Genomic DNA, 23,529 nt, shown 5'->3' on the forward strand with positions numbered 1-23,529 from the left:
AGTAATTTCTATAATCAAAAAATCTTTCTTTAAATATAAATATTATGGATAATCAAAATAAAAACATAGATCCTTTAAAAATATGAGTAATAACCAAAATACACTAAAAAGAGATATTCTTGCTCGCCATATTGTAATGATCTCTTTAGGTGGGACTATTTCTGCAAGTTTTTTCTTAGGTATTGGTAGTATCCTTAATTCAGTTGGGGCTTTTGGTACAGTATTAGGTTTTTTTCTTGGTGGTTTAATCATGATGCTTGTAATGATTAGCCTTACTGAAATGTCTATAGAAATGCCAATAAGTGGTTCATTTCAAGCTTATGCTACTAAATTTATATCACCATACTCAGGATTTCTAACTGGCTGGCTGTATTTACTTAACTGGTTAACTGCCGCTGCTGGAGGCTTAGTGGCTGCAGGGATTATTTGTCATAATTTCTACCCTGGAATTACTGTTTGGCAATTCTGTCTGGCCATAATAATTATTGTTAGTCTATTAAATTTATGTACAGTAAAGGTTTTTGCTGAAATCGAGTTTTGGCTTTCTGCAATAAAAATTATCACTATATTAGTTTTTATAATTATAGGGATTGCAATTATAACTGGCTTCTTACATTCAAATAAACCAATATCTGGATTGGTTAATTTCTATGCTGATAGATTATTTCCTAATGGTTTTAGAGCATTCCTTTTTGGATTAGTGATAATAGTATGTACATTTCAAGGTGCTGAATTAGTAGGTATAGCAGCTGGGGAGACAAAAGATCCAGAGAAGAATATTCGTAAAGCTATAAAAAGTGTTGCTATACGTATTCTTCTATTTTTTGTATTTTCATCATTTATAATTGCTTATATCATTCCATATAAAGATTCTGGTGTTGAAAATACTCCGTTTATAACTGTCCTACAGTTAGTAAATATAAAATATGTTGATACTATAATGCAGCTAGTAATTCTAACAGCAAGTTTATCAGCAGTTAATTCATGTTTTTACACATGTGCAAGATTGATGTGGTCAATGGCTCAAGAAAAACAAGCTCCCAAAATCTTTGCTAAGATAAGTAAGAAGCAGGTTCCTATTTATGGAGTTATGTTTGTTGCTATTCTATCTTGCTTCTGTTTAATCACTAAATTTATAGGAGCCTCAAAAGTATTTATTTTAATAGTGTCATCATCAGGTATGGTTGGTTGTATGATATGGATTATAATTAGTTTGTGCCATATATACTTTAGAAAGTCTCTATCAGAGGAACAAGTTAAAAACTTAAAATTTAAGGCCTGGGCTTTTCCTATAATTCCATATTTAAGTATATTATTTAACTTATGTGTAATCTTCGGTATGTTCTGGGATCCAGATCAAAGAATGGTTGTATATTCAGGTATTGTATTGATAGTTATATTTTCAATTTTATATAAGAAATATTATAGGTTCTGTGCACAAAAATAAATTCTCATCGAAGCCAAATAAAAGTACAAGCTAATTTAATCATACCCAGATATGCTGAAATGGTTTTATCAAACCTAGAAAATACTCTTCTAAAATGCTTAATTTTAGAAAAGAAATTCTCAATCAAATGTCTTTCTTTGTATATTTGAATATCAAAATCTATAGGGTTTATAGTATTTGATTTGCAGGGAATAACAGCTTCAGAGGATATATTTTGAATATGTTCTCTAATTTCATTAGAGTGATATGCTCTATCAGCGATAACTTTTGTATTATATACCTTCTGTAGTAGGTCTATTGCCACTTTACTATCATGAGTTTTACCTTCTGACAGTAATACTTCCAGCGGGTTGCCTAAAGCATCGGTCATAGCATGAATCTTGGTGGTTACTCCACCAACTGATCTACCAATTGCTTGGTTATCATTCTTGTCATATCCTGTAGCACAGGCATGTGCTCTTGCTATCGTTGAGTCAAGCATAACTTCTTGTAAATCAGGATTTTGCACTGACTTAAATAATTTAGAGAATATGTCTTTATCACTCCAATCCTTAAAACGCTTATGTATTGATCTATATTTACCATAATAAAATGGTAACATTCTCCATTGGCAGCCTGTACGTAATACATAAAATACTGCTTCAATAAACAATCTTAATTTGTCTTCATCATTGGTATGTATACCTTTTTGTGATTTTAAGAATAATAAAATACTTGACCAGAATACTTCTTTTATATGATAATGCATTTGCTAAACCCTTGGTATTTATTGTCTTTCAACTTCTAAATAACAACGGTTTAGCTATTTTCAATCTAATTTAGCTTTTTTTGTGCACAGAACCTAAAAGATAAACTAATCTTTTATCCTACCTAAAAAATCTCCTACTTGTACAAGCTTTCTTTCTTTTGGAGAACATTTTGAGACAAAGAGTATATTATCTGAAACATAATAAATAGCATCTTGAGAATATTTTTCACCAAGCTTGCAAGCTTCATATAGGGTATTACAATTAAACATAAAACCATTTTCTTTATGATCTGTAGTTTCATCAAAGCCATTAATTTTATAAACCCAATCATATTTCTGTTTTAGTTCTTCTTCTAAAATTTTATTTCTGACATTATTCTGATAGTCACTAAGGAGCTGATTCATTGGATTATATGCTGTGATAATAGCAAACTGATTAGGATATTGTTTTGGTTTTATAGGTATTTCAAACCTTGTCTGAAAGTACCATTTTAATAGATTATTTTGATCTAAAGTATCACTCATAAGCCTTAAGTTTTTGCTCTAATTGTGAACCAGTCTGAACACCATTTAAGGTTTCAACTTGTTTACCATTTTTAAAAATAATCATGGTTGGAATGCTTCTAATACCAAACTGTCCAGCTAAGTTTTGATTATCATCAACATTTACTTTAACAATTAGTGCATTCTTATAGTCTTTTGATAGCTGATCAAGAATAGGTCCTAAAGTTTTACAAGGCCCACACCAATCAGCATAAAAGTCTACCAATACAGGTTTATCTGTACTATTTATAAGCTTTTCAAAATTAGCTTCATCAGTTTTTATAACATTACTTAAAGCCATATTATTTCTCCATAAATGTTACATTTGCTCTAATATTTATATCTTGAGAAACTGCTACTGGATTACTATTAGCGCTAGAATCCATTTCATTAGCCGCAGCTTTCATGTACATTACTGTACTTCTTGGTCTATAGTCATTTGTCGTATCACTATATTTGATTGATTGGATAGTATAATTATTATTTGTTTCTTTGTTAAAATCTTTTAAGTATTCTTGAGTGTTTTTAAAGATTTTAATCATAAGCTTTTGCTTAGCTGCTTGGATAGCTTTTGCAGGTGGATTATAGTCAAGAACTTGTACAACTAACTTTTTACCAGAAGCTTTTTGATTCTCTAATGCTTTTTGTAAGCTGTTAAGATTTTTTTGTGATATTCTAGCCTGTAATTGTAAAGTGATATTTAATGCACCACTATTGCTAGTGTTTTGCTCAACATTTTTAACTTTCCAATCAGCTTTAACAATATTGTTAACTTCATCAGAAATTTGTTTTTGAATGGTATTTTGATCTTGTAAAGTTGTTGTTGCATAGCCTGTAACTTGAACAAGTATACTATCGCTTTTAACAGTTGTTTCAGCTTGAGTTGTATATTGGATAGTATTAAAATCTTGAGCCTTATTACAAGCTAAGGCAACTGAACTTGTTGCTAAAAAGCTCACTAAAGTAATTGGAATAATTTTTTTCATAGATAATACCCTCTTTTATTATCGTTTACTTACTATTTTCAGTTTAACAGATTACTAAATATAATTAATTAGAAAGATAAAAAAGATTAGAATATTTTTATATTATAGAGTCTAGTACATCATCTAAAGATTCAGATATTTCTTCTTTGATCTCATTCTCAAAAGGAAAATCATCAGATGTCAGTTGAGACTTAACAAAACTCTCTAAAAGTAAGTGTTGAGCTTCATGTAGTTCTAAACCTCTAGATTGTAGATAGAATAAAGCATCTTTATCTAGCTGACCAACCGTAGCACCATGAGTACAAACAACATCATCTGAGAAAATTTCTAACTCAGGTTTTGTATTTATCTCAGCTTTGTTACTTAGTTGGATATTTTTATTATTTTGAAATGCTTGGATTTGCTCAATGCCTTCATTTACAACTGCTTTAGCATTAAACCAAGCTTTAGCAGAACCATTTGCAACACCACGAAAATTAACATTACTATAGGTATTTGAAGCATTATGATTAACTAAGAAACAAGCATTCGCAATAGCATTATCACTAACCAAATACAAACCTCTAATATCAAACCTTGAGTGCTCTTTATTTAGATTTACAATAAAATCATTTCTCAACAAAGCATCTTTATTAAGTAAATTAAAACCATTAAACTCAGCAGCTCTATCAAGATTTATTAGATAGTTTGCTGTAGTAAATAACTTTGTGTTATTTGCATTATCGGCATTGTTTGTAAAATTAACTTTAGCAGATTCAGCGACTTTTATATCTAAAAATAAGTTTATTGCAGATTCTTCTGTTAGGTTTACAAAGTCAATATCTAAATCAAGGTTTGCAAACATACCAACATCTAATTTTAAAGAAACATTTGATAGTTTATTCTTAGCCATTTCAGTATTTATAAAAATAAGGCTAAGAGTATCTTTAGTATCTTTAGGCACTTTTATGCCAAAGTGCTTTGAGTTCTCGATAGCTAATCTTGACATATTTCTATTGTCTTTATGAAACTCTAGAGCACTAATATGGTTTAGCTTTTTGTTATAATCAATAGCTAAAGACCCATCTAAGATAATAACTACATTCTCTTGAGTATCAAACTTAAAACCTTCAAGATAGTCTTTTGTTTTTGGAGCTTCTTTTAATATCTCTGTAATATTATTTTTAGAATATATTGAAGCAATATTTGTATACTTCCAGCTTTCTTGCTTAGTAGTAGGTAGAGATTTATTGTCTATTAACATTTTTTAACCTTTAGCTGTTTAACCAAGAGTATCCTTTCTCTTCTAATTCAAGTGCAAGTTCTTTACCACCAGTCTTAACTATTTGACCATCTGCTAAAACATGAACAAAGTCAGGTTCGATATGATCTAAAAGTCTTTGGTAATGTGTAATGACTAAGAAACTTCTATCTTGAGATCTCATAGTATTAGCACCTTGGGAAACAACCTGAAGAGCATCAATATCAAGACCTGAATCAGTTTCATCTAGAATTGCTAACTTAGGCTCTAACATCATTAACTGAAGCATCTCATTACGTTTTTTCTCACCGCCAGAGAAACCTTCATTAACACCACGAGACATATATTTTTGATCGATCTTTAAAACCTGCATATTTTGCTTAAGTTTTTTCATAAACTCAATAGCATTGATTTCTTCTTCGCCATTTTGCTTTCTGATACTATTTAGAGCTGTTTTAAGAAACTGAACGTTACTAACACCTGGTATCTCTATAGGATATTGTAAGCTTAGAAATATTCCAGCAGCAGCTCTTTCAGAAATACTTAGATCATCAAGATCTTTGCCATCAAACTTAATAGAACCTTGAGTGATCTCATAACCATCTTTACCAGCTAAAACATTACTTAAAGTACTTTTACCAGCACCATTTGGCCCCATAATTGCATGAACCTCACCCTTTTTCATAGTTAGGTTTAGTCCTTTTAATATTTGCTTCTTGTTATCTCCAACACTTACATGTAGATCTTTTATTTCTAATAACATTTTTTAACCTTTTTAATCATCAATTATGTAAAATTTACAATCTTAACCAACAGCACCTTCTAAACTTACTTCCATAAGTTTTTGTGCTTCAACGGCAAATTCAAGAGGAAGTTTTTTGAATACTTCTTTACAAAAACCATTTACAATCATAGCAATAGCATCTTCTTCTGATAAGCCTCTTTGCTTACAGTAAAATAACTGATCATCAGAAATCTTTGAAGTTGTAGCTTCATGTTCTATTTGCGATGAGTTGCTTTTGTTTTCAATATATGGATATGTATGAGCACCACATTTATTACCTATTAGTAATGAATCACATTGTGAGAAGTTTCTCGCATCAGATGCATTTGGAGATATTCTAACCAAACCTCTATATGCTTGAGACGCTCTACCTGCTGAAATCCCTTTAGAGATAATTGTACTTTTAGAGTTTTTACCAAGATGAATCATCTTAGTACCAGTATCTGCTTGCTGAGCATGTCTTGTCAGAGCTACTGAATAAAACTCTCCAATAGAGTTATCGCCACGTAAAACAACTGAAGGATATTTCCAAGTAATAGCTGAACCTGTTTCAACCTGTGTCCAAGAAATCTTAGAGTTCTTATGACAAACTCCTCTTTTTGTCACAAAGTTATAAATACCACCTTTGCCATCTTTATCACCTGGATACCAGTTTTGTACTGTAGAGTATTTGATCTCAGCACCATCTAGAGCAACTAGTTCTACCACTGCTGCATGTAGCTGATTTTCATCACGCATAGGTGCAGTACAACCTTCTAGATAACTAACATAACTACCTTCATCTGCTACGATAAGAGTTCTTTCAAACTGACCAGTATTCATAGCATTAATTCTAAAGTATGTAGATAGCTCCATTGGACAAGTCACGCCCTTTGGAATATATACAAAGGAGCCATCACTAAATACAGCTGAGTTTAATGCTGCAAAGAAGTTATCTCCTTGAGGAACTACTGATCCAAGATACTTTTTAACAAGATCCGGATACTTTTGTACAGCCTCTGATATTGGACAGAATATAACTCCTGCTTCAGCAAGTTTTTCTTTAAAAGTTGTAACAACTGAAACTGAATCAAATACTGCATCAACAGCTATATTCTTAACCCCTGCTAGCATTTCTTGTTCATGTAAAGGAATACCTAACTTGTTATATGTATCAATAATTTCTGGATCAACTTCATCTAAACTTTTAGGATGATCTTTCATTGACTTTGGCGATGAATAATAACTAATAGCTTGAAAATCAATTGGTGGATAGTTTAAATCTGCCCAACTAGGAGATTTCATTTCTAGCCATTTTTTATAAGCTTTCAAACGCCATTCTAATAGAAACTCAGGCTCATTTTTTCTTGCAGATATTAAACGAATAACATCTTCGTTAAGTCCTGCTGCTATTGTTTCTTGTTCAATATTTGTTACAAAACCATGTTCATAGTCTTGTTCTATAATTTTATCTAAATTTTCACTCATTTTACTTAGCTCTTGCCTTTATTGTTGACAATATCATAAATTGATGTACTTGAAAGTATCTTTAATAGCTGGCTATTTAGAACTTTCCAGTAACTACTAACTGTACAACTTTTTAAGCTGCATTGTTTGTGGATATCACAACACTCTGTAAGGTTAACATCTTTTTCAATAGCTTCAACTATATCTAAAACTGTAATCTCACGAGAATCTCTAACTAATATATATCCACCTTCAATACCGCGCTTTGAAGCTACTATTTCAGCAATCGAAAGTTGATTAAGCAACTTTCTTACCGTAGGGATATTTAACCCCGTAACTTCAGCAACTTTTGCAGCACTATAAGGAGCAGAATTGTTTTTTGCTATTGTTACTACAACTAATAATCCGTAGTCAAGTAATTTACTTATCCTAAGCATGATTACATAATTATACCAATTTAGTATCATTTTGGTACAATAATAGTCTTAAAAGAGCTGAATGTAAATAAAAAATTGATTATTTTAATGCCTTAGATTAGTATGCTAGACTAATAGACTATCAATTTTGGTATTATAACAAGTAATTATGAGAATTGCTATTTTAGGTGCTGGTCAATTAGGGATATATTTGACTCAGAGACTTAGCTTAGATCACCAAGTTTCAATTATCGATTTAGATGAAGAAAAACTTGGATTTATATCCTCTGCTTTTGATGTCCAAACTATTGTTGGTGACGTTACAAAGCCAAACATCATGATGGAAGCAAACTTCAAAGATACAGATATGATCATAGCTGTGACATCTGATGACACTACAAATATTGCTGTATGTGACATGGCATACAAACTTTATAAAACTCCATACAAAATAGCTCGAATTAGAGATACTGAATATAACCGATTCCCTAAACTACTAAATAATATTGATCTAGTTATAAAATCATTTTTCGAAGCTACTAAACGACTAGAGCAGCTTATATTTTTACCAGGGGCTTTCTTTATCTCAAGTTTTTTTGATAAAAGAGTTCAAGTAATTGGTGTTGAGGTTTCTGATGATTCACCACTAGTTGGTTTTTCTATCAAAGACATACATCTTGGTCTAGGTGATATTAAAGTTGATATTATTTCTGTATATAGAGGTAATCAAAAGCTAGATATAGATGATATTGAAACTCTTGTAAAACCTGGTGATAGAGTTATGTATTTATCAGAAAAAGCATATTCATCTCAGATTTTATCAATATTTCAGCCCAAGAAAGCTAATGTCAGAAAAATATTTATTGCAGGGATCAACCACGCAAGTATTACTCTAGCAAAATCTCTAGAGACCAAAGGATATATCATAAAAATGATAGATCCTAGTGCGAAAAAGTGTGAATTTGCCTTAAATGAGCTTTCAAAGTCGACTATTTTGCACTACAACCCTGTAAACAATAATCTATTGATTGCTGAAGGAATTGATGAAGCAGATATGTTTTTTGCTCTAACTAATTCAGATGAAATTAATATAATGTCATCAATTCTTGCAAAAAAACTAGGTGCTAAAAAAACCATAGCAACTGTTAATAGTGCTGAATACTATGATATAACTCGTGACTTAAAACTTATTGATATATCTATTTCTCCTCATAATTTCTCTTATACCACAATTAAGGCATTTCTAACTCAGGTAGATATGTTAAAAATGTATGAGGTAGAGGATAGTGAAGAAATGTTTATTGAAATAAAGGTACATGGTCAAGAAAATATGTCTACCGTGATAGGCAAGAATATTTCTGAACTAAAACTTCCTAAAGGTATAAGAATACTTTCGATAATGAAAAATGATAATACACCATTATTCTTTGCTGATGATTTATTAATTGAAGATGGTGATAGACTTATAGTTAAAGTAGACAATAGAAATGCTCTAGAGATTCTTGAAAAACTTTTTCAAGTAATGCCTCTATATATAGCTTAAACAATTGCTAAATTATACGTGCTTGAGTATTATGTTTTAATATGCATTATTTCATAATAACTAGTTGGTAATCCATGACAGCAAATGTATCTGGAAAAGAAAAAATTGGCTTAATATTATTAATATTATTAATGACAGGAGCTATTGATAATATTAGAAACCTACCCTCAACAGCTACTTCAGGAACTTATATATTCTTTTTCTTTGCTATAGCCGTAGTATTATTTCTAGCACCTGTTGCATTAGTTTCTGCAGAAATGACCGCAACATATACAGAGAAAGGTGAAGAAGGAGTATATGGTTGGGTTAAGAAAGCTTTTGGACCAAATGTTGGAATGTTAGCAATATGGTTTCAATGGGTAAATACTTTGATATGGTTTCCAAGTATCTTGACTTTCCTTGCGGGAACTATTGCTTATTTATTTAATCCAGATCTAGCTCAAAATATAAAGTTTACTGTAGTTTTTATAACAGTTGTTTTCTGGTCACTAACTATACTAAACCTCAAAGGATTAAGAGTATCTGCTGTTTTTGCTAGTATTTGTACTTTCTTAGGTATGGTTATCCCAATGTTATTGATGGTTATATTTGCTTTAATTTGGTTATTAAACAATTATTCTCTTAATATACATTTTCACTTAAATAACCTTATACCAGATTTCACCACAACAGACTCTTGGATGGGTCTAACAGCTATTATCGCTTCTTTTTTAGGACTTGAGCTAGCAACAGTACATATTAGAAAAGTTATAAATCCTAAAAAGACATTCCCCCTAGCTTTACTAATAGCTGTTATTTTTATAGTTTTTACTATGGTTTTAGGAGCACTAGCTGTAGCTATTATATTCCCTAAAGATCAGATAGATGTTGTACATGGCACAATCAAAACATTTCAAATTTACCTAGAAAGCTTAGATATTCCTGTATTTTTCTACTATATATTAGGTCTAATGGTGGTTGTAGGATCTGTAGGATCAATGATTAATTGGATGATTTCTCCAGCTAGAGGTTTGCTACAAGCTGCTGATGATAATTTTTTACCGCGTTTTTTAGATAAAACAAACAAGCACGATGTACCTGGAGGGATCCTAATCCTTCAAGCTATTATCATGACAATAATATGTGCCCTTTTAGAGTTAGTTCCATCAGTTCAAGCTTATTATTGGTTATTGACTGCGCTTAGCACACAGATATATTCTTTGATGTATCTAATGATGTTTTTTGCGGCTTTAAAACTCAAGTTAACAAATAAAGATGCTAATAGAAACACAGATGATTTTAATATTCCTTTTGGCAAAGTCGGAATGTCTATTGCATGTCTTTTAGGTATATTAGGGACTGTAATATGTGTATTTATTGGCTTTATACCACCTGATAATATGTATGATAACCCTATGGACTTTGTAAAAACACTTTCGGTGTGTTTTGTACTTTCTATTATTCCTGTAGTTCTATTTATGATATACAGAAAAATCAAACTAAAATAATCTATAGATAAAAATAAATGCTCGAATCTTTATTACTTTTTGTCACATTAATTATTGGCTATTACTTATTTAACTTTAAGCCAGCTAAAAAAACTATTAGATATATAGATTTATCTTTAAATTTCATTGTTATCTCAATAATTTTCTTACTTGGTTATAATTTTAGTATTTTCACTAATACAAATAGTATTGTTTTAGAAATTATTGGTATAAGTTTTGGCTATAGTATAGTCATTTTAATAGCAAACATCTCTGGTGTTTCTCTATACTGCTATTATAATAAACATATAAAAACCAACTTTATAACAACTCCCCAAAAGAATATTAAAAGTAATATACTTTGGAATATTTTTAAAGCTAGTAAATACCTAATCTATTTGGTTCTAGGATATATAATTGGTGAAATAGTAAATATTGATATAACAAAATTTATCGATAATATCGTATTTGTAATGCTCTTAGGTCTAATGCTTATTATTGGTATTTTATTAAAGTTAGAAAAAATACCTTTAGAAGATATCTTTAAGAATAAGACAGCCTTAATTATTGTAACTATAGTCATTTTAACATCTATAGCATCAGCACTAATTATTAGTCTCATTACAGGCATATCTATTAAGCAAAGTATTATGATCTGCTCTGGATTAGGATGGTACTCATTATCAGTAGTTCTTAATACTAATTTCCTTGGTGAATATTACGGTATGATAACTTTTATGATAGATTTCTTGCGTGAAATATTTGTCATAACACTTATTCCATTACTTAGGAGAATATTATCTGTAGAATTAGTTGGATATGCTGCAAATACAGCTATGGACTTTTGCTTACCAGTTATCAAAGATAATTATGGTACAAAAGTAGTACCACTAGCGATATCAATAGGACTAATATTTACTATCCTAACACCGATTTTATTAATATTAGAAAGTATAGTACTCTAGATAAAGAGATTGGGATTATTTGCTACGGAATTTGATACGCCCTTTAGTTAGGTCGTATGGAGTAATTTCAACAACTACCTTATCACCTGTTAAAATACGGATATAGTTTTTTCTCATTTTACCTGATATATGAGCAGTCACAACGTGACCATTCTCAAGTTCAACTCTAAACATTGTGTTTGGAAGAGCTTCTAATACAACTCCTTCCATTTCGATACAATCTTCTTTTGCCATATTGGCCTCTTCTCCAGTTTGTTAAATTTTTAGTTAATATACGTTTAGACAAAACAATAAGCCTATATTTTAAAAGAATTTAAATTAAAATACAAATCTTTTAAAAATAAAGGTTATACTAAATTAAAAAGCTTATTAATAATAGTAGAATGGATCAACAAGTATTTTTTGAGATAGCTATTTTTGTCATCGCCATAATAGGTGGAAGTATTGGATCTGTAATCGGTTTAGGTGGTGCTCTTATTATAACTCCCCTACTCTCAACTGTCTTGGGGGTTTCTATCCATCATGCTATAGGCGCATCTTTAGTTGCTATAATCTGTACATCTACCGCAACATCTATAGTTTCACTAAAATCTCATGGCTATACTAAAGAAAAATTAGGATTATTCTTGGCATTAGCAACAGCAATAGGTTCTATCTTTGGTGCTAAGATTGCTATTATGCTTCAATCTAAATCTCTATTTATAATCTTTGGTGGGATATTAATACTTGTAGCCATATTAAGTTTTTTAAAGAAAGAGCCCTCTATATCTGAGGAGAATGAAAAAATATCTAAGATGGCTGTTAAATTACAACTTAATGATAGTATTAATATAGATGGTGTAGAAGAAAAATATAATGTCCAAAGACCCCTTTTAGGTTTTTTAGGTATGTCTGGAGCTGGATTTATTGGTGGCCTACTCGGTATTGGTGCAGGTGCTTTTAAAGTTATCGCTATGGATAATATTATGAGAATCCCATTTAAAGTTAGTGCTTCTACAAGTAATTTTATAATGGGAGTTACTGCTTTTGCTGCTACTTCGACTTATTATTTTGCTGGTTATATAGATAGTTTAATAACTTTACCAGTGGCTTTAGGTACGTTATTAGGCTCTATGATTGGTTCAAAATTAATGCCTCATATTCCAACAAAAGCTCTTAGAATAACATTCTTTGTTGTAATTATCTTAGCTGCAATACAGATGTTAGCTAAAGGCTTATTCTAATTATTATTTAAAACACCCTCTTTTTCATCGCTAAAAATGTTAGAATTTCTAATTAATAAATAATTTTAACTATCTAAATTTATAATGATTAAAGTAACAAGTTTTAATGCTAATGGTATTCGTGCGGCTACACGCAAAGGTTTTTGGGAATGGTTTGAATCACAAGATATAGATTTTTTATGTATCCAAGAGACAAAAGCACAGTTTCATCAACTTGAAGGAGATAATCAATATTTCCCCGAAGGCTATCATTGCTACTTTAAAGATGCTGTCAAAAAAGGCTATAGTGGTACTGCTATTTATGCCAAGAAAAAGCCTCTAAAAGTTATCAAAGAGCTTGGGCTTGATTGGGCAGATGATGAAGGTCGCTATATACAGTTAGATTATGAAAACTTTAGTATTGCTAGTTTATATTTGCCAAGTGGTTCTAGCGGCGATGTACGTCAAGAATATAAAATGCAGTTTCTTGAGAAATACAAAGAGATACTAAAAGAACAAGTTGAATCTGGTAGAGATTTTATAGTTTGTGGCGATTTTAATATCGTGCATAAAGAGATTGATATCAAAAATTGGAAATCTAACTATGGTAAAACATCTGGGGTATTACCAGAAGAGCAAGCTTGGTTAGATCATATATTTGATGATTTAGGTTGGGTTGATACATTTAGAGTTATTAACCAAGAGCCTGATTACTATACTTGGTGGTCAAATCGTGGTCAAGCTAGAGCAAAGAATGTCGGCTGGAGAATTGACTATCATATTTCAACACCTGCTTTAAAAGATAAAGTAGTACCCAAATCTGATTATATCTACAAAGAAAACTGGTTTTCAGATCATGCGCCTTTGACTATTAGTTATGATTATGAGGTTTAGTTTTAAAAAAGGTATTCAATATGAATTATAGGGTTGTTTTAATTACAGGTGCAACAAAAGGGATTGGATTAGCTACAAGCTTATATCTAAAAGAACAGGGATGGAAAGTAATTGGAATAGCAAGATCTTATGTTGAAAGCTTTCCTGGAGAATTATTCCTATGTGATTTAGCTAATGAAAAACAAACCGCATCAACACTTATTCAAATAAATGCAATTCATGGATGTCCAAACGCTATTATTAACAATGTTGGTATTGCAATTCCAGAAGCATTAGAAAAAGTTTCTATTTCTGCACTAAATGAAGTTTATAACTTAAATGTCAGAAGTGCTGTTCAAGTAACACAATTTTTTATTGAGAAAATGAAATCAAAAAAACATTGCAAAATAGTTAATATTGCAAGTAGAGCTATTTTTGGCGTTAAGAATCGTACCAGTTACTCTGCTGCAAAATCAGCTTTAGTTGGATGTACTAAAACATGGGCTCTTGAGCTTGCTAAGTATGGGATATGTGTAAATGCTATAGCACCAGGCCCTGTAGATACTGAACTATTTAGAAAAACAAGACCTATTGGTAGCAAAGAAGAAAAAGAAGTCTTAGAGTCTATTCCTATGAATCGTATAGGTAAACCTAAAGAAATAGCTGCAACAATAGCTTTCCTCCTATCAAAAGAAGCATCCTTTATAACTGGACAAGTTATTTGTGTTGATGGTGGTGGAAGCTTATAGCATTAAATAAAAAGGTTAATATATGCCAAATGCTTATATATTCTCAGGTTTACCAGGAGTAGGCAAAACAACTTTAGCTAAGCAACTAGCAAAAGCTATACCTAATACTGCCTATTTTAGAATTGACACAATCGAATACTATCTTAAAAAAGAATATCCTCAAGAGCTAACTAAACAAGGATATGAAATAGCATTCTATCAAGCAAAAGAAAATCTTGAGCTTGGTAAAGGTGTGATTATAGACTGTTGTAATCCTGTTTTAGAATCTCGAGAATTATGGAATAAACTATCTGAAGTAAATTCCACTAAAGTAATAAATATTGAAGTTATATGTAGTGATAAACAAACTCATCAAGATAGAGTAGAAGCTAGATATAAATCAGGTTCAAATAAATACCCTACTTGGCAAGACGTATTATGTAGAAATTATCAAGCTTGGGATCAATCTATAATTAAAATTGATACAGCAAATTCTAGTATAGAAGACTCGTTTAAAATCTTAATAGATCAAATAAAGGAGTATTAATATAATGAACAAAAGAATATTTTCTAAACTATTACTAACTATATCTATAATACTTATAACTTGTAATGTATTTGCAGAAAATCTTAAGCAATATAATATTTATCTTATACTTTCTAATAAGGCAACTAAATATGTTAGAAGTTTTGATAACTCTATAGAAAAAACAGATGTTCTCAAAAAATATAATACTAGGCCTTTTATTGAAAACCACCCTGTACATTTAACGCTTTATTTAACAAGTTTTGATAAGAAAAATATTACAAATATAGAAAAACAACTAGTAAAAATTGCAAAAAACACATCTCCGTTTGATATTAAAACAGATAAGTTTATCGCTGGTAAAAGTGGCTTTGTAATGTTAGATATTCAGAACTCGCCAAAGCTTCAAAAATTATCGAATAAAGTTGTAACTGATTTGTCTAAATATAGAAATAAAGACTACCCTACTCCTAGTTGGGTAAAATATTATCCAACTAAACTAAAATCTTTCAAAGAATATGGCTCACCGAATACATTTAATCAGTTTAATCCTCATCTAAGTATATTAGCAGCTAATTTAGATAGTGATAAAGCTAGAGCTAGTTTTGAAAATGATTTTAACCAAATAATACAAGAGACCAAACTAAAACCAGAAAGCTTTAAAATAAAAGCTATAGGTTTTGGTGAAGTAGATAAATACGGCCAAGTAACTAAATCACTACATATTTATAGTTTAAAAGGTTAAAATTATAAAGTTTTTAATTTAATAGTGAAGTTATAGCAAAGGAATAAAATGAAATATAAAAATATTTTTAAAGGATTAATTTTAGCATCTTCTTTTAGTATTTTTAGTTTTGCATATTCAAATAGTAAAACTACAGAAACTGCTCAATGGGGATATGTTGGAGCTGAAGGCCCTGAACATTGGGGTGATTTGTCTAAAAAATATAAAGAGTGCGCTATAGGAAAACAACAATCTCCAATAAACTTAGTCACAACAAAAGCAGTAAAAGGTAGTGAAGCAGATAAAGTAAAAATTGATTATCACTTACATGTTGAATCAATACTAAATAACGGCCACACAATACAAATTTTATTTAAGCCAGGTAGCTATATATTTATTGGAAAACAGAAATATGAATTAAAGCAAATGCATTTCCATACTCCTAGTGAAAATTATGTAGATGGTAAAGAATATCCTTTTGAAGCTCACTTTGTAAATATATCAAAAGATGGCAAAATAGCTGTATTAGCATTGCTTTATCAATATAGTGATACAAAAACTAATCCTTTTATAAACAAAATATGGCCACATATTCCTAAAAAAGTTGGTGAAACTAATACATTTAGCTTTACTGTAAATAAGACTGATAGTCCACTTCCTAATGGCCATCATTCTTTTTATGAATATACAGGATCTTTGACAACTCCACCATGTACTGAAGGAGTTAAGTGGATAATATTAAAAAGAAAAGCTAAGATATCTAAAAAAGAAGTTCAAACATTTAGAGATATTCTGACTTTTAATAATGATAGACCTATTCAAAAATCAGATAATAGAAAAATATTTTTTGAACAAGAATAAGAGAATATAGGAAAGAAAAATGAAAAATAATCACTTTGATGTAATAAGTTTAGGTGGTGGCTCTGGAGGCATAGCATCTGCTGTACAAGCTGCTAAATTTGGTAAAAAAGTTGCAATTATTGAAAAACGTGAACTTGGTGGCACATGTGTAAACCGTGGCTGTGTTCCTAAAAAAGCAATGTTTTATGGTGCTATGATTGCAGAGCAGTTAAAGCATGATGTTGCAGGTTATGGTTTTGATGTTGAGGTTAAAGGTTTTAACTGGGCTACTTTAAAAGAAAAAAGAGCTAAGTATATCGGAAATATCCATGGCTTCTATGATAGATTACTTGATAAGTGGGATATCACTCACTTTAATAACTGGGGTAAATTCAAAGATAATAAAACTATAGTTCTAGATGATGGCACTGAGATAACTGCAGATCATATTTTTATATCTCCAGGTGCGTACCCTATCGTACTAAAAAATATCGAAGGATCTGAACTAGGTATTACATCAGATGAGTTTTTTGAGTTAGAAGAAACTCCTAAAAAAGCTGTTATCGTTGGTGGTGGCTATATTGGTGTTGAAATTGCTGGTGTGTTAAATGCTCATGGTACTGATACTACTATAATGGTACGCAGAGATAAGCCTCTAATGGAATTTGATAATGATATTAGTGATGCTTTAGTTGAATGTATGGAAATGACTAATCTTAAGGTAATGAACCATACAAATATTACTAAAGTAGAAAAAGTTGGTGAAACTCTAAAAATCTCTACTGATACTGGTAAAGTATTAGAAGATATTGATACTCTAATATGGGCAACAGGTCGTGCTCCTAATACTCATAATCTAGGTATAGAAAACACAGATATAGAAATAACTGACAAGGGTATAATTCCTGCTAATGAGTGGTCTGAAACAAATGTTGAAGGTGTATATTCTCTAGGTGATGCCTCAGGTGTTCCTCAACTAACGCCAGTAGCTATTAAAACAGGTAGGTATCTAGCTCGTAGACTTTTCAATGGTGAAACTGACCTAAAAGCAAATCTTCAAAATATTCCTACAGTAATATTTTCTCACCCTGCTATTGGTACTGTTGGCCTATCTGAGAAAGAGGCTAGAGAAAAATATGGCGATGATAATGTAAAAGTTTACAAATCTCGTTTTACAGCTTTATACTGTGCTATCTCAGGTCATAGAATGCCAACAGTAATGAAACTAGTTGTAACTGGTGAAAATGAAAAAGTAGTTGGCTGTCATATGATCGGACTAAATGTTGATGAAATGCTTCAAGGATTTGCAGTAGCTATTAATATGGGTGCAACTAAGCGTGATTTTGATGACACTATAGCTATCCACCCTACTAGTTCAGAGGAGTTGGTAACTCTAGTTTAAAATTATGAACAAAAAAATATTCTTAGTAATACTTCTGTCTTTACTTATAAGCACTATATTTGCTCAGTCAAAAGTAAGTGATAAATCTATTTTATTAAATAAAGGTAAAATGATCAAACTACGTGAGAAAGTATATTCAAATATTGCGCTAATGTCTTTATTAGACTTTCACTGCTCAGAGAAGATACAGCTGAAAAATATAAAAAATACCTCAATAGTTAATAGAGAATATATTAAAAACCAAGAATTTATAAATTGGCAGGAAATATGGTCATATAACTCATGTGGGGTATCTCATACAACTACTGTAAACTACTTTGAGAATAGCTTTAGTAATAATCCAACTACTTTTTATACTATAGGTAGAAATAGACTTCCATTAGGAGCTATTATGAAAGGTAGTATAATGAGTAGAGCTCTTACAAATGATATGAAGCCTCTGATTTTAAAAGAGCTATCAAAATATAGTTGTAATACTAGTAGAGTAAACAACATAGATAAATATATTGCCTCCTCAGTAAGTACAACTACACTTCATTGGTATGGGCTTTCTGGAGCTCCTGAATATTCTCACCCTATATGGAATGAGTTGTGGGTTGTTGATGCTTGTAATAGAGAGTATGATCTCCTAATTAAAGTAGATCCTAAAAATAGAAAAAATAATTTTGTATTTATTAAAAAAGTAAACTAATCGATGATATATTGATACTAGTTATTATCGATTAAGGAAATATCATCATGCTATTAACTACTGCAGATAATCTTGGTAAAAGAGAAATTCTTGAGCATAAAGGCTTAGTTACAGGAATTATTGTCCGTACACCAACTATTACTCAAGGTATCTTAGGAGGCCTAAAGAATATTATTGGTGGTAAAAATACTTCCTATACAAATGTTTGTAAGGAAGCTAGACTACATGCTGAACAAGAGATGATAGAGGAAGCTAAGAAACTAGGTGCTAATGCTATTATTGCTATTAGATATGACTCTAGTAGCCTTGGTGGTAACACTAGCGGTACAGAAGTTTTCTGCTATGGAACAGCAGTAGTTGTTAGATAGGTTATCATGTCTATTTTTTTATAAACTCTTATGCATAATTCTGTTCAGAATTTAGTCTTATTAATGGTGCTAAAAGTACAAGCCAGAATAAAAATACAATAAAACACAATATAATCATTGCAATCGCAAGAGGCATAATAGTCTTATTAGAGAAATGACTAATGATAAAACTTCCTAATGCAGAGCATGAAAAATATAAGAAAAGCGATGCTGAAGATGCAATACTTACTGTTTTTTGGTGATTTTTAACTACCCCAACATTAAATACTGTAAGTATAAAGCCACTACCTAAGAAAAATGCAACCATACTTATTATAAAGAAAGCTAAATGAATAGTTCCTGAGAATATTTGTAAAAGTATAATTAAACCAGAAATAAGTGATAATATAGCACCTATCCCCATAATCTCTTCTAGTGAATATTTCTTAAGCAACATGCCTGCCGCTAAAATACCAATCCAACTAATTAGTGACATAAAGCTTACAAAATACCCATAACTAATAGTTGAAAAACCATATGTATTCATCATTAATAATGGTGAAGCTGTATCAAATACAGATTCCCCTGCTACTACAAAAATAGTACATAAAATAAATGCTAAGAAATATCTTTCTCTAATAACTGTTAGATAGTATTTAAATACTGCAGATATTTCAAACTTATCTTTATTTTCTGGCTTAGAAGTCTCAGGTAAGAAAAAGTAAGCGAATAATCCAATAACTAACGTATAAGCCATTATTACAAAAAATGCTATTCTATAGCTATTTAGTTTGGCTACATATCCACCTAATATCGGTAATAATGTAATAATAATACATGCAGCGAACATTACCTTGCTAAATACGCGAGCAGCTTCTTTACCTTCATAAATGTCATTAATAATCGTGCGACCCATTAGTACTGTAGCACTTACACCTAAGCCTTGGAACATTCTACAAACTAAAAGCACTCTCATATCAGTGATAAATAAGCTCACAAAACTAGCTATACAAATCATAGCTATACCAATCAGCATAACTTTTCTACGGCCTATTATTTCTCCAGCAGTACCAAAAATTAGCATTCCACTAGCTTTACAGATATAGAATATTGAGATGGTGTATTGCACTATTACTGCTGAAGCCATAAAGTCATGTTTAATCAATGGTAAAAATGGCATGAAAAAATAAACATTTAGATTTCCTAAGAACCAAGTTAATAGCACAAAGCTCAAAGCCGATTTAGTTTGGTCAGGCATTTACTCTCCTAAAACATATTAAATATACCGACTAAGTTGACTATATAGATATAAGAAATAATCAATATAGTAAAAATTTCGGCATGATAATGATTATTAGTTACGAATAGTATAAAAGACTAAGCTTTTTGTCAAAACATTTAAAGGCAAAATTAAAATATTTTTAATAAAATTTTATTTGTATTATTGATTAGATCCTCATAAAGTAATTATTTTGCCCAAGTTATGCTACACTGATTTACATTATATGTAACAATAGAAAATTTATGTCAGAAAAGATAATTGTATTTGTTAGGTTACACTCTAAAAATGGGCGAAATGAAGAACTTTATGACCTAGCTAAAAAACTTATAAAACCAATAAATGCTGAGTTAGGATGCATTCATTACGAATTAGGTTGTAATAGCGAAGGAACGGTATTTGAAGTTATGGCTTTTACAGATGATAATAGCCATAAAGTTCATTTAGAATCTACTCACGTCCAAAATTTCCTAGCAGAGATTAAAGACTTAGATGTAGAAATTAAAACTGAAAAATTTAAGGCTTGTACTTAAATCTAATCATTTTTTAATTTGAAACTTCACCTTTTGATTTTCTAACACTTTTATTAGCGTTAATTTTTTGTCTAATTTTTTTAGCAAAGTCGTTATTATGGTTAGAAGTTTTCTTTTGAGTACTATTTCTATTATTCTTATTAGCTCTTTTTGCTGCAATTATTTTAACTTCATCAATTTTTTTAGCTTTAGTCTTACGCGACATACTAGTCACAGGTACGTTATGAGTAGCCTCGAATCCTTCTAACTCCTCACGTGGTAAAAGATGACCTATTAAGTGCTCAATATTTGATAATGATTCTACCTCATCTGCACTAACTAAAGAGATTGCTAAACCATCTTGACCTGCCCTACCAGTCCTACCAATCCTATGAACATAATCTTCAGCCACATTTGGTAAATCAAGATTTATAACGCATGGAAGTTGTGCAATATCAATGCCTCGGGCAGCTATATCTGTAGCAACTAGTACATTTATTTCTTTATTTTTAAAATCTGCTAATGCCTTTGTACGAGCAGTTTGACTTTTATTACCATGAATAGCACTACTTGTTATATCTGCATTGTTAAGTTTTTCTGAGATTTTATTTGCGCCATGCTTTGTGCGAGAAAAAACCAATACTTGATGCAAGTCTTGCTCTTTGATCAAAGCTATTAATGCGTTAATTTTATTGGCTTTATCTAAAGTGTAGATCTTCTGTGTAATTTTTTTGACAGTAGTATTTACAACATCTGCTGATACAGACTGAGGGTTACTAAGAAATTCATGGGCTAAATTTTTAATCTCTGGTGAGAAGGTAGCTGAAAACATTAAAGTTTGGATCTTTTTAGGTAAAAGTTTATGAATTCTTTTTAAATCATTTATGAATCCCATATCTAACATTCTATCTGCTTCATCAAGAACTAGAGTATTTAAGCTATCAAATTTAATAGCATTTTGACCATATAAATCAAGTAACCTACCTGGTGTAGCTATTAATATTTCTACACCCTTACGTAGCTTCATCATTTGTGGATTTATACTTACTCCTCCAAATACAACTGCTGAGCGTATATGAGTATTTTCCCCATATAATCTAACTTGATCTTGAATCTGAGCTGCTAGCTCTCTAGTTGGAGTTAGAACTAAAACTTTAATTTTATTTGCTTGGGCTTTAGGTTGATCTAAAAGCTTTTGTATAACTGGCAATGTGAAGCCTGCTGTCTTACCAGTACCAGTTTGTGCTGATGCCATAACATCATTACCTTTTAAAATTAATGGGATCGCCTTTTCCTGAATGGTAGTTGGTTTTGTGTAACCTTTTTTATCTAAAGCACTACAAATTGAAGAATTTAAACCTAAGTCTGAGAATTGCATATATTATTATTTCCTATATTTTTTAACCTAGCTATATTAACACTAATAATCAACATTTACTCTATAAAGATGATTTATTAAATAATATAATATCGCTAATACTCTATTATATGAGATTTAAAGCTAAAAATGGCAAATACATACTGCTCTGAGCTAGGTAAAAATGTTCGTGACCATCTTATAAAACTAGGCTTAGAACAACCAAGAGAGTTCAACATAGACAATAATACAAAAATAGAGAAAATCTCTAAGGCATATCGACAGATATTAGATACTCTTGGTCTTGATACTTCAGAGTTCGACAAAACCCCTTTTAGAATCGCAAGAATGTTCTCTCAAGAGATCTTTAATGGTCTAGATTATAACAACTTCCCGGCTTGTGCTTTATATGAAAATGAATTTAAATATGATGGAATTTTAACTCAAAAAAACATTACAATAATGTCATTTTGTGAACATCATTTTGTACCATTTGAAGGTACTGCTGAGGTTTCATTTATCCCAAAGAATAATAATATTATAGGTCTTTGTCGCATAAATAGTATTTGTGATTTTTTTGCAAGACGCCCTCAAATACAAGAAAGAATGACAGCGCAAATATTTGAAAGTCTAAAATTCATCCTTGGTACAGAAGATGTTTCGGTAAAAATATCTGCTAAACATACTTGTGTATCATTTCGTGGTTGTAATAATAAAGATACTGAAACTTATACTCAGATGCTTGGTGGTTTCTTTGCAAAATAAATATGGATTTAATATGAGTCATTTATTAGATATCGGTTGCTTGTTTTTAATTGCTTTAATCATCTGTGTTATTTGTTCAAAAGGATATTTACGATATTTCTTAATAGCCTTAACAATAATTTACTATTTAATTGGTAGTGGTATTATAGGATATTTTTTAGCAAAGCCTCTTCAGTCAGAAACATCAGATATCAAAGCATGTGCTAAAACAAATGGAATTATATTATTAGGTGCTGGCCTAAACGATGCTTTTGGACAAATAGAGCCTAGTCTTGGAGCATATGACCGTATTCTTAAAGCTGCAGAAGTTTATAATAGATATCCACAAAAGGTTATAGTAACTGGTGGTGTTCCTAGTGGAGAGAAAATATCAGAAGCAGAGATCTATGCAAAAGAGCTACAAAAATTAGGAGTGCCTGACTCGAAGATATTGTTAGAAAAAAAATCTAAAAATACATATCAAAATGCTAAATATACTAAAGAACTCTTAGAAAAGGATAAAACTTATTGTTTAGTTACTGGAGGCATTCATTATAAAAGAGCCAAAATACTTTTTGATAAATTTAATATTAATACTATTAGTTTAGCTTCATCTAAACTTGTTCCTGATCTTAAAATATTACCAAGTGCTTATAATTTTTATATAACTCAAAGAATAGTTCATGAATATCTTGGCATTGTAGAAGCTTATTTGTAAAT

General features: G+C 30.7%; 27 protein-coding genes. 16 read left to right on the plus strand and 11 right to left on the minus strand.

Annotation, left to right across the window (positions count from 1 at the left end):
- Window positions 1-82: 82 nt before the first annotated feature.
- A complete protein-coding gene (locus tag FIP56_RS05605; RefSeq protein ID WP_192577960.1) occupies window positions 83-1,447 on the plus strand; it encodes an amino acid permease in 1,365 nt (454 codons plus the stop codon).
- Window positions 1,448-1,451: 4 nt separating this feature from the next.
- On the opposite strand, the gene FIP56_RS05610 is transcribed toward FIP56_RS05605, so the two are convergent.
- The 8 genes from FIP56_RS05610 to FIP56_RS05645 form a co-directional block, all read right to left on the minus strand.
- On the minus strand, window positions 1,452-2,195 hold the full coding sequence (locus tag FIP56_RS05610; protein ID WP_192576991.1) for an IS5 family transposase: 744 nt from the start codon (window positions 2,193-2,195) through the stop codon (window positions 1,452-1,454).
- A gap of 105 nt (window positions 2,196-2,300) precedes the next feature.
- Window positions 2,301-2,720 (minus strand): DUF3293 domain-containing protein, encoded by a 420-nt coding sequence (locus FIP56_RS05615; protein ID WP_192577961.1) that lies wholly within the window; start codon window positions 2,718-2,720, stop codon window positions 2,301-2,303.
- On the minus strand, window positions 2,713-3,039 hold the full coding sequence (gene trxA / locus FIP56_RS05620) for a thioredoxin (RefSeq protein WP_192577962.1): 327 nt from the start codon (window positions 3,037-3,039) through the stop codon (window positions 2,713-2,715). Before trxA ends, FIP56_RS05615 begins: the two co-directional genes overlap by 8 nt.
- Before the next feature lies 1 nt (window position 3,040).
- Complete coding sequence (locus tag FIP56_RS05625) at window positions 3,041-3,724, minus strand: hypothetical protein (protein ID WP_192577963.1); 684 nt, start codon at window positions 3,722-3,724, stop codon at window positions 3,041-3,043.
- Window positions 3,725-3,821: 97 nt separating this feature from the next.
- A complete protein-coding gene (gene sufD, locus FIP56_RS05630) occupies window positions 3,822-4,967 on the minus strand; it encodes a Fe-S cluster assembly protein SufD (protein ID WP_192577964.1) in 1,146 nt (381 codons plus the stop codon).
- A 10-nt stretch (window positions 4,968-4,977) separates the two neighbouring features.
- Window positions 4,978-5,727, minus strand: coding sequence for a Fe-S cluster assembly ATPase SufC (gene sufC / locus FIP56_RS05635; protein WP_192577965.1), 750 nt, complete (start codon window positions 5,725-5,727; stop codon window positions 4,978-4,980).
- 42 nt (window positions 5,728-5,769) lie between these two features.
- Window positions 5,770-7,215 carry a Fe-S cluster assembly protein SufB gene (gene sufB / locus FIP56_RS05640; protein WP_192577966.1) on the minus strand — a complete coding sequence of 482 codons (1,446 nt, stop codon included), beginning with the start codon at window positions 7,213-7,215 and terminating at the stop codon, window positions 5,770-5,772.
- 5 nt (window positions 7,216-7,220) lie between these two features.
- Window positions 7,221-7,631 carry an SUF system Fe-S cluster assembly regulator gene (locus FIP56_RS05645; protein WP_192577967.1) on the minus strand — a complete coding sequence of 137 codons (411 nt, stop codon included), beginning with the start codon at window positions 7,629-7,631 and terminating at the stop codon, window positions 7,221-7,223.
- 148 nt (window positions 7,632-7,779) lie between these two features.
- Between FIP56_RS05645 and trkA the strand changes: the two genes are divergently transcribed.
- The 3 genes from trkA (at window position 7,780) to FIP56_RS05660 (ending at window position 11,584) form a co-directional block, all read left to right on the plus strand.
- The gene (gene trkA, locus FIP56_RS05650) at window positions 7,780-9,153 is read left to right on the plus strand and encodes a Trk system potassium transporter TrkA (protein WP_192577968.1); all 1,374 of its coding nucleotides are present in this window, start codon (window positions 7,780-7,782) and stop codon (window positions 9,151-9,153) included.
- 74 nt (window positions 9,154-9,227) lie between these two features.
- Window positions 9,228-10,640 carry an APC family permease gene (locus FIP56_RS05655; protein ID WP_192577969.1) on the plus strand — a complete coding sequence of 471 codons (1,413 nt, stop codon included), beginning with the start codon at window positions 9,228-9,230 and terminating at the stop codon, window positions 10,638-10,640.
- A gap of 17 nt (window positions 10,641-10,657) precedes the next feature.
- On the plus strand, window positions 10,658-11,584 hold the full coding sequence (locus tag FIP56_RS05660) for a lysine exporter LysO family protein (RefSeq protein ID WP_192577970.1): 927 nt from the start codon (window positions 10,658-10,660) through the stop codon (window positions 11,582-11,584).
- Between the two features lie 15 nt (window positions 11,585-11,599).
- On the opposite strand, the gene infA is transcribed toward FIP56_RS05660, so the two are convergent.
- The gene (gene infA, locus FIP56_RS05665; RefSeq protein WP_004287780.1) at window positions 11,600-11,818 is read right to left on the minus strand and encodes a translation initiation factor IF-1; all 219 of its coding nucleotides are present in this window, start codon (window positions 11,816-11,818) and stop codon (window positions 11,600-11,602) included.
- Between the two features lie 149 nt (window positions 11,819-11,967).
- Here infA and FIP56_RS05670 point away from each other — a divergent pair, with 149 nt between their 5' ends.
- From FIP56_RS05670 to FIP56_RS05710, 9 genes are all read left to right on the plus strand, one after another.
- Window positions 11,968-12,807, plus strand: coding sequence for a sulfite exporter TauE/SafE family protein (locus tag FIP56_RS05670; protein WP_192577971.1), 840 nt, complete (start codon window positions 11,968-11,970; stop codon window positions 12,805-12,807).
- An 84-nt stretch (window positions 12,808-12,891) separates the two neighbouring features.
- Complete coding sequence (locus tag FIP56_RS05675) at window positions 12,892-13,680, plus strand: exodeoxyribonuclease III (RefSeq protein ID WP_192577972.1); 789 nt, start codon at window positions 12,892-12,894, stop codon at window positions 13,678-13,680.
- A gap of 20 nt (window positions 13,681-13,700) precedes the next feature.
- Window positions 13,701-14,408: an SDR family oxidoreductase gene (locus FIP56_RS05680; RefSeq protein WP_192577973.1), complete on the plus strand. Its 708-nt coding sequence runs from the start codon at window positions 13,701-13,703 to the stop codon at window positions 14,406-14,408.
- A gap of 22 nt (window positions 14,409-14,430) precedes the next feature.
- Window positions 14,431-14,934: an AAA family ATPase gene (locus tag FIP56_RS05685; RefSeq protein WP_192577974.1), complete on the plus strand. Its 504-nt coding sequence runs from the start codon at window positions 14,431-14,433 to the stop codon at window positions 14,932-14,934.
- 4 nt (window positions 14,935-14,938) lie between these two features.
- Window positions 14,939-15,658, plus strand: coding sequence for a 2'-5' RNA ligase family protein (locus FIP56_RS05690; RefSeq protein WP_192577975.1), 720 nt, complete (start codon window positions 14,939-14,941; stop codon window positions 15,656-15,658).
- A gap of 48 nt (window positions 15,659-15,706) precedes the next feature.
- Window positions 15,707-16,498: a carbonic anhydrase family protein gene (locus FIP56_RS05695; protein WP_192577976.1), complete on the plus strand. Its 792-nt coding sequence runs from the start codon at window positions 15,707-15,709 to the stop codon at window positions 16,496-16,498.
- A gap of 19 nt (window positions 16,499-16,517) precedes the next feature.
- Window positions 16,518-17,879, plus strand: coding sequence for a glutathione-disulfide reductase (gene gorA, locus FIP56_RS05700; protein ID WP_192577977.1), 1,362 nt, complete (start codon window positions 16,518-16,520; stop codon window positions 17,877-17,879).
- A gap of 4 nt (window positions 17,880-17,883) precedes the next feature.
- Window positions 17,884-18,570 carry a hypothetical protein gene (locus tag FIP56_RS05705; protein WP_192577978.1) on the plus strand — a complete coding sequence of 229 codons (687 nt, stop codon included), beginning with the start codon at window positions 17,884-17,886 and terminating at the stop codon, window positions 18,568-18,570.
- Window positions 18,571-18,617: 47 nt separating this feature from the next.
- Window positions 18,618-18,938, plus strand: coding sequence for a YbjQ family protein (locus tag FIP56_RS05710; RefSeq protein WP_192577979.1), 321 nt, complete (start codon window positions 18,618-18,620; stop codon window positions 18,936-18,938).
- 28 nt (window positions 18,939-18,966) lie between these two features.
- On the opposite strand, the gene FIP56_RS05715 is transcribed toward FIP56_RS05710, so the two are convergent.
- Window positions 18,967-20,175, minus strand: a complete 1,209-nt coding sequence (locus tag FIP56_RS05715; RefSeq protein ID WP_192577980.1) for an MFS transporter — start codon at window positions 20,173-20,175, stop codon at window positions 18,967-18,969.
- Between the two features lie 266 nt (window positions 20,176-20,441).
- On the opposite strand from FIP56_RS05715, the gene FIP56_RS05720 reads away from it, so the two are divergent.
- Entirely contained in the window at window positions 20,442-20,729 is a 288-nt protein-coding gene (locus FIP56_RS05720; RefSeq protein WP_192577981.1) for an antibiotic biosynthesis monooxygenase, read from the plus strand.
- A gap of 13 nt (window positions 20,730-20,742) precedes the next feature.
- Here the strand turns inward: FIP56_RS05720 and FIP56_RS05725 are convergent, their stop codons facing one another.
- Window positions 20,743-22,086: a DEAD/DEAH box helicase gene (locus FIP56_RS05725; protein ID WP_192577982.1), complete on the minus strand. Its 1,344-nt coding sequence runs from the start codon at window positions 22,084-22,086 to the stop codon at window positions 20,743-20,745.
- A 129-nt stretch (window positions 22,087-22,215) separates the two neighbouring features.
- Between FIP56_RS05725 and folE the strand changes: the two genes are divergently transcribed.
- Both folE and FIP56_RS05735 read left to right on the plus strand, forming a co-directional pair.
- Window positions 22,216-22,830, plus strand: a complete 615-nt coding sequence (gene folE / locus FIP56_RS05730) for a GTP cyclohydrolase I FolE (protein WP_192577983.1) — start codon at window positions 22,216-22,218, stop codon at window positions 22,828-22,830.
- Window positions 22,831-22,843: 13 nt separating this feature from the next.
- Window positions 22,844-23,527 (plus strand): YdcF family protein, encoded by a 684-nt coding sequence (locus tag FIP56_RS05735; RefSeq protein ID WP_192577984.1) that lies wholly within the window; start codon window positions 22,844-22,846, stop codon window positions 23,525-23,527.
- Window positions 23,528-23,529: the final 2 nt, after the last annotated feature.

Origin of the sequence: Francisella sp. LA112445 (assembly GCF_012224145.1) — a bacterium.
Classification (GTDB): Bacteria; Pseudomonadota; Gammaproteobacteria; order Francisellales; family Francisellaceae; genus Francisella.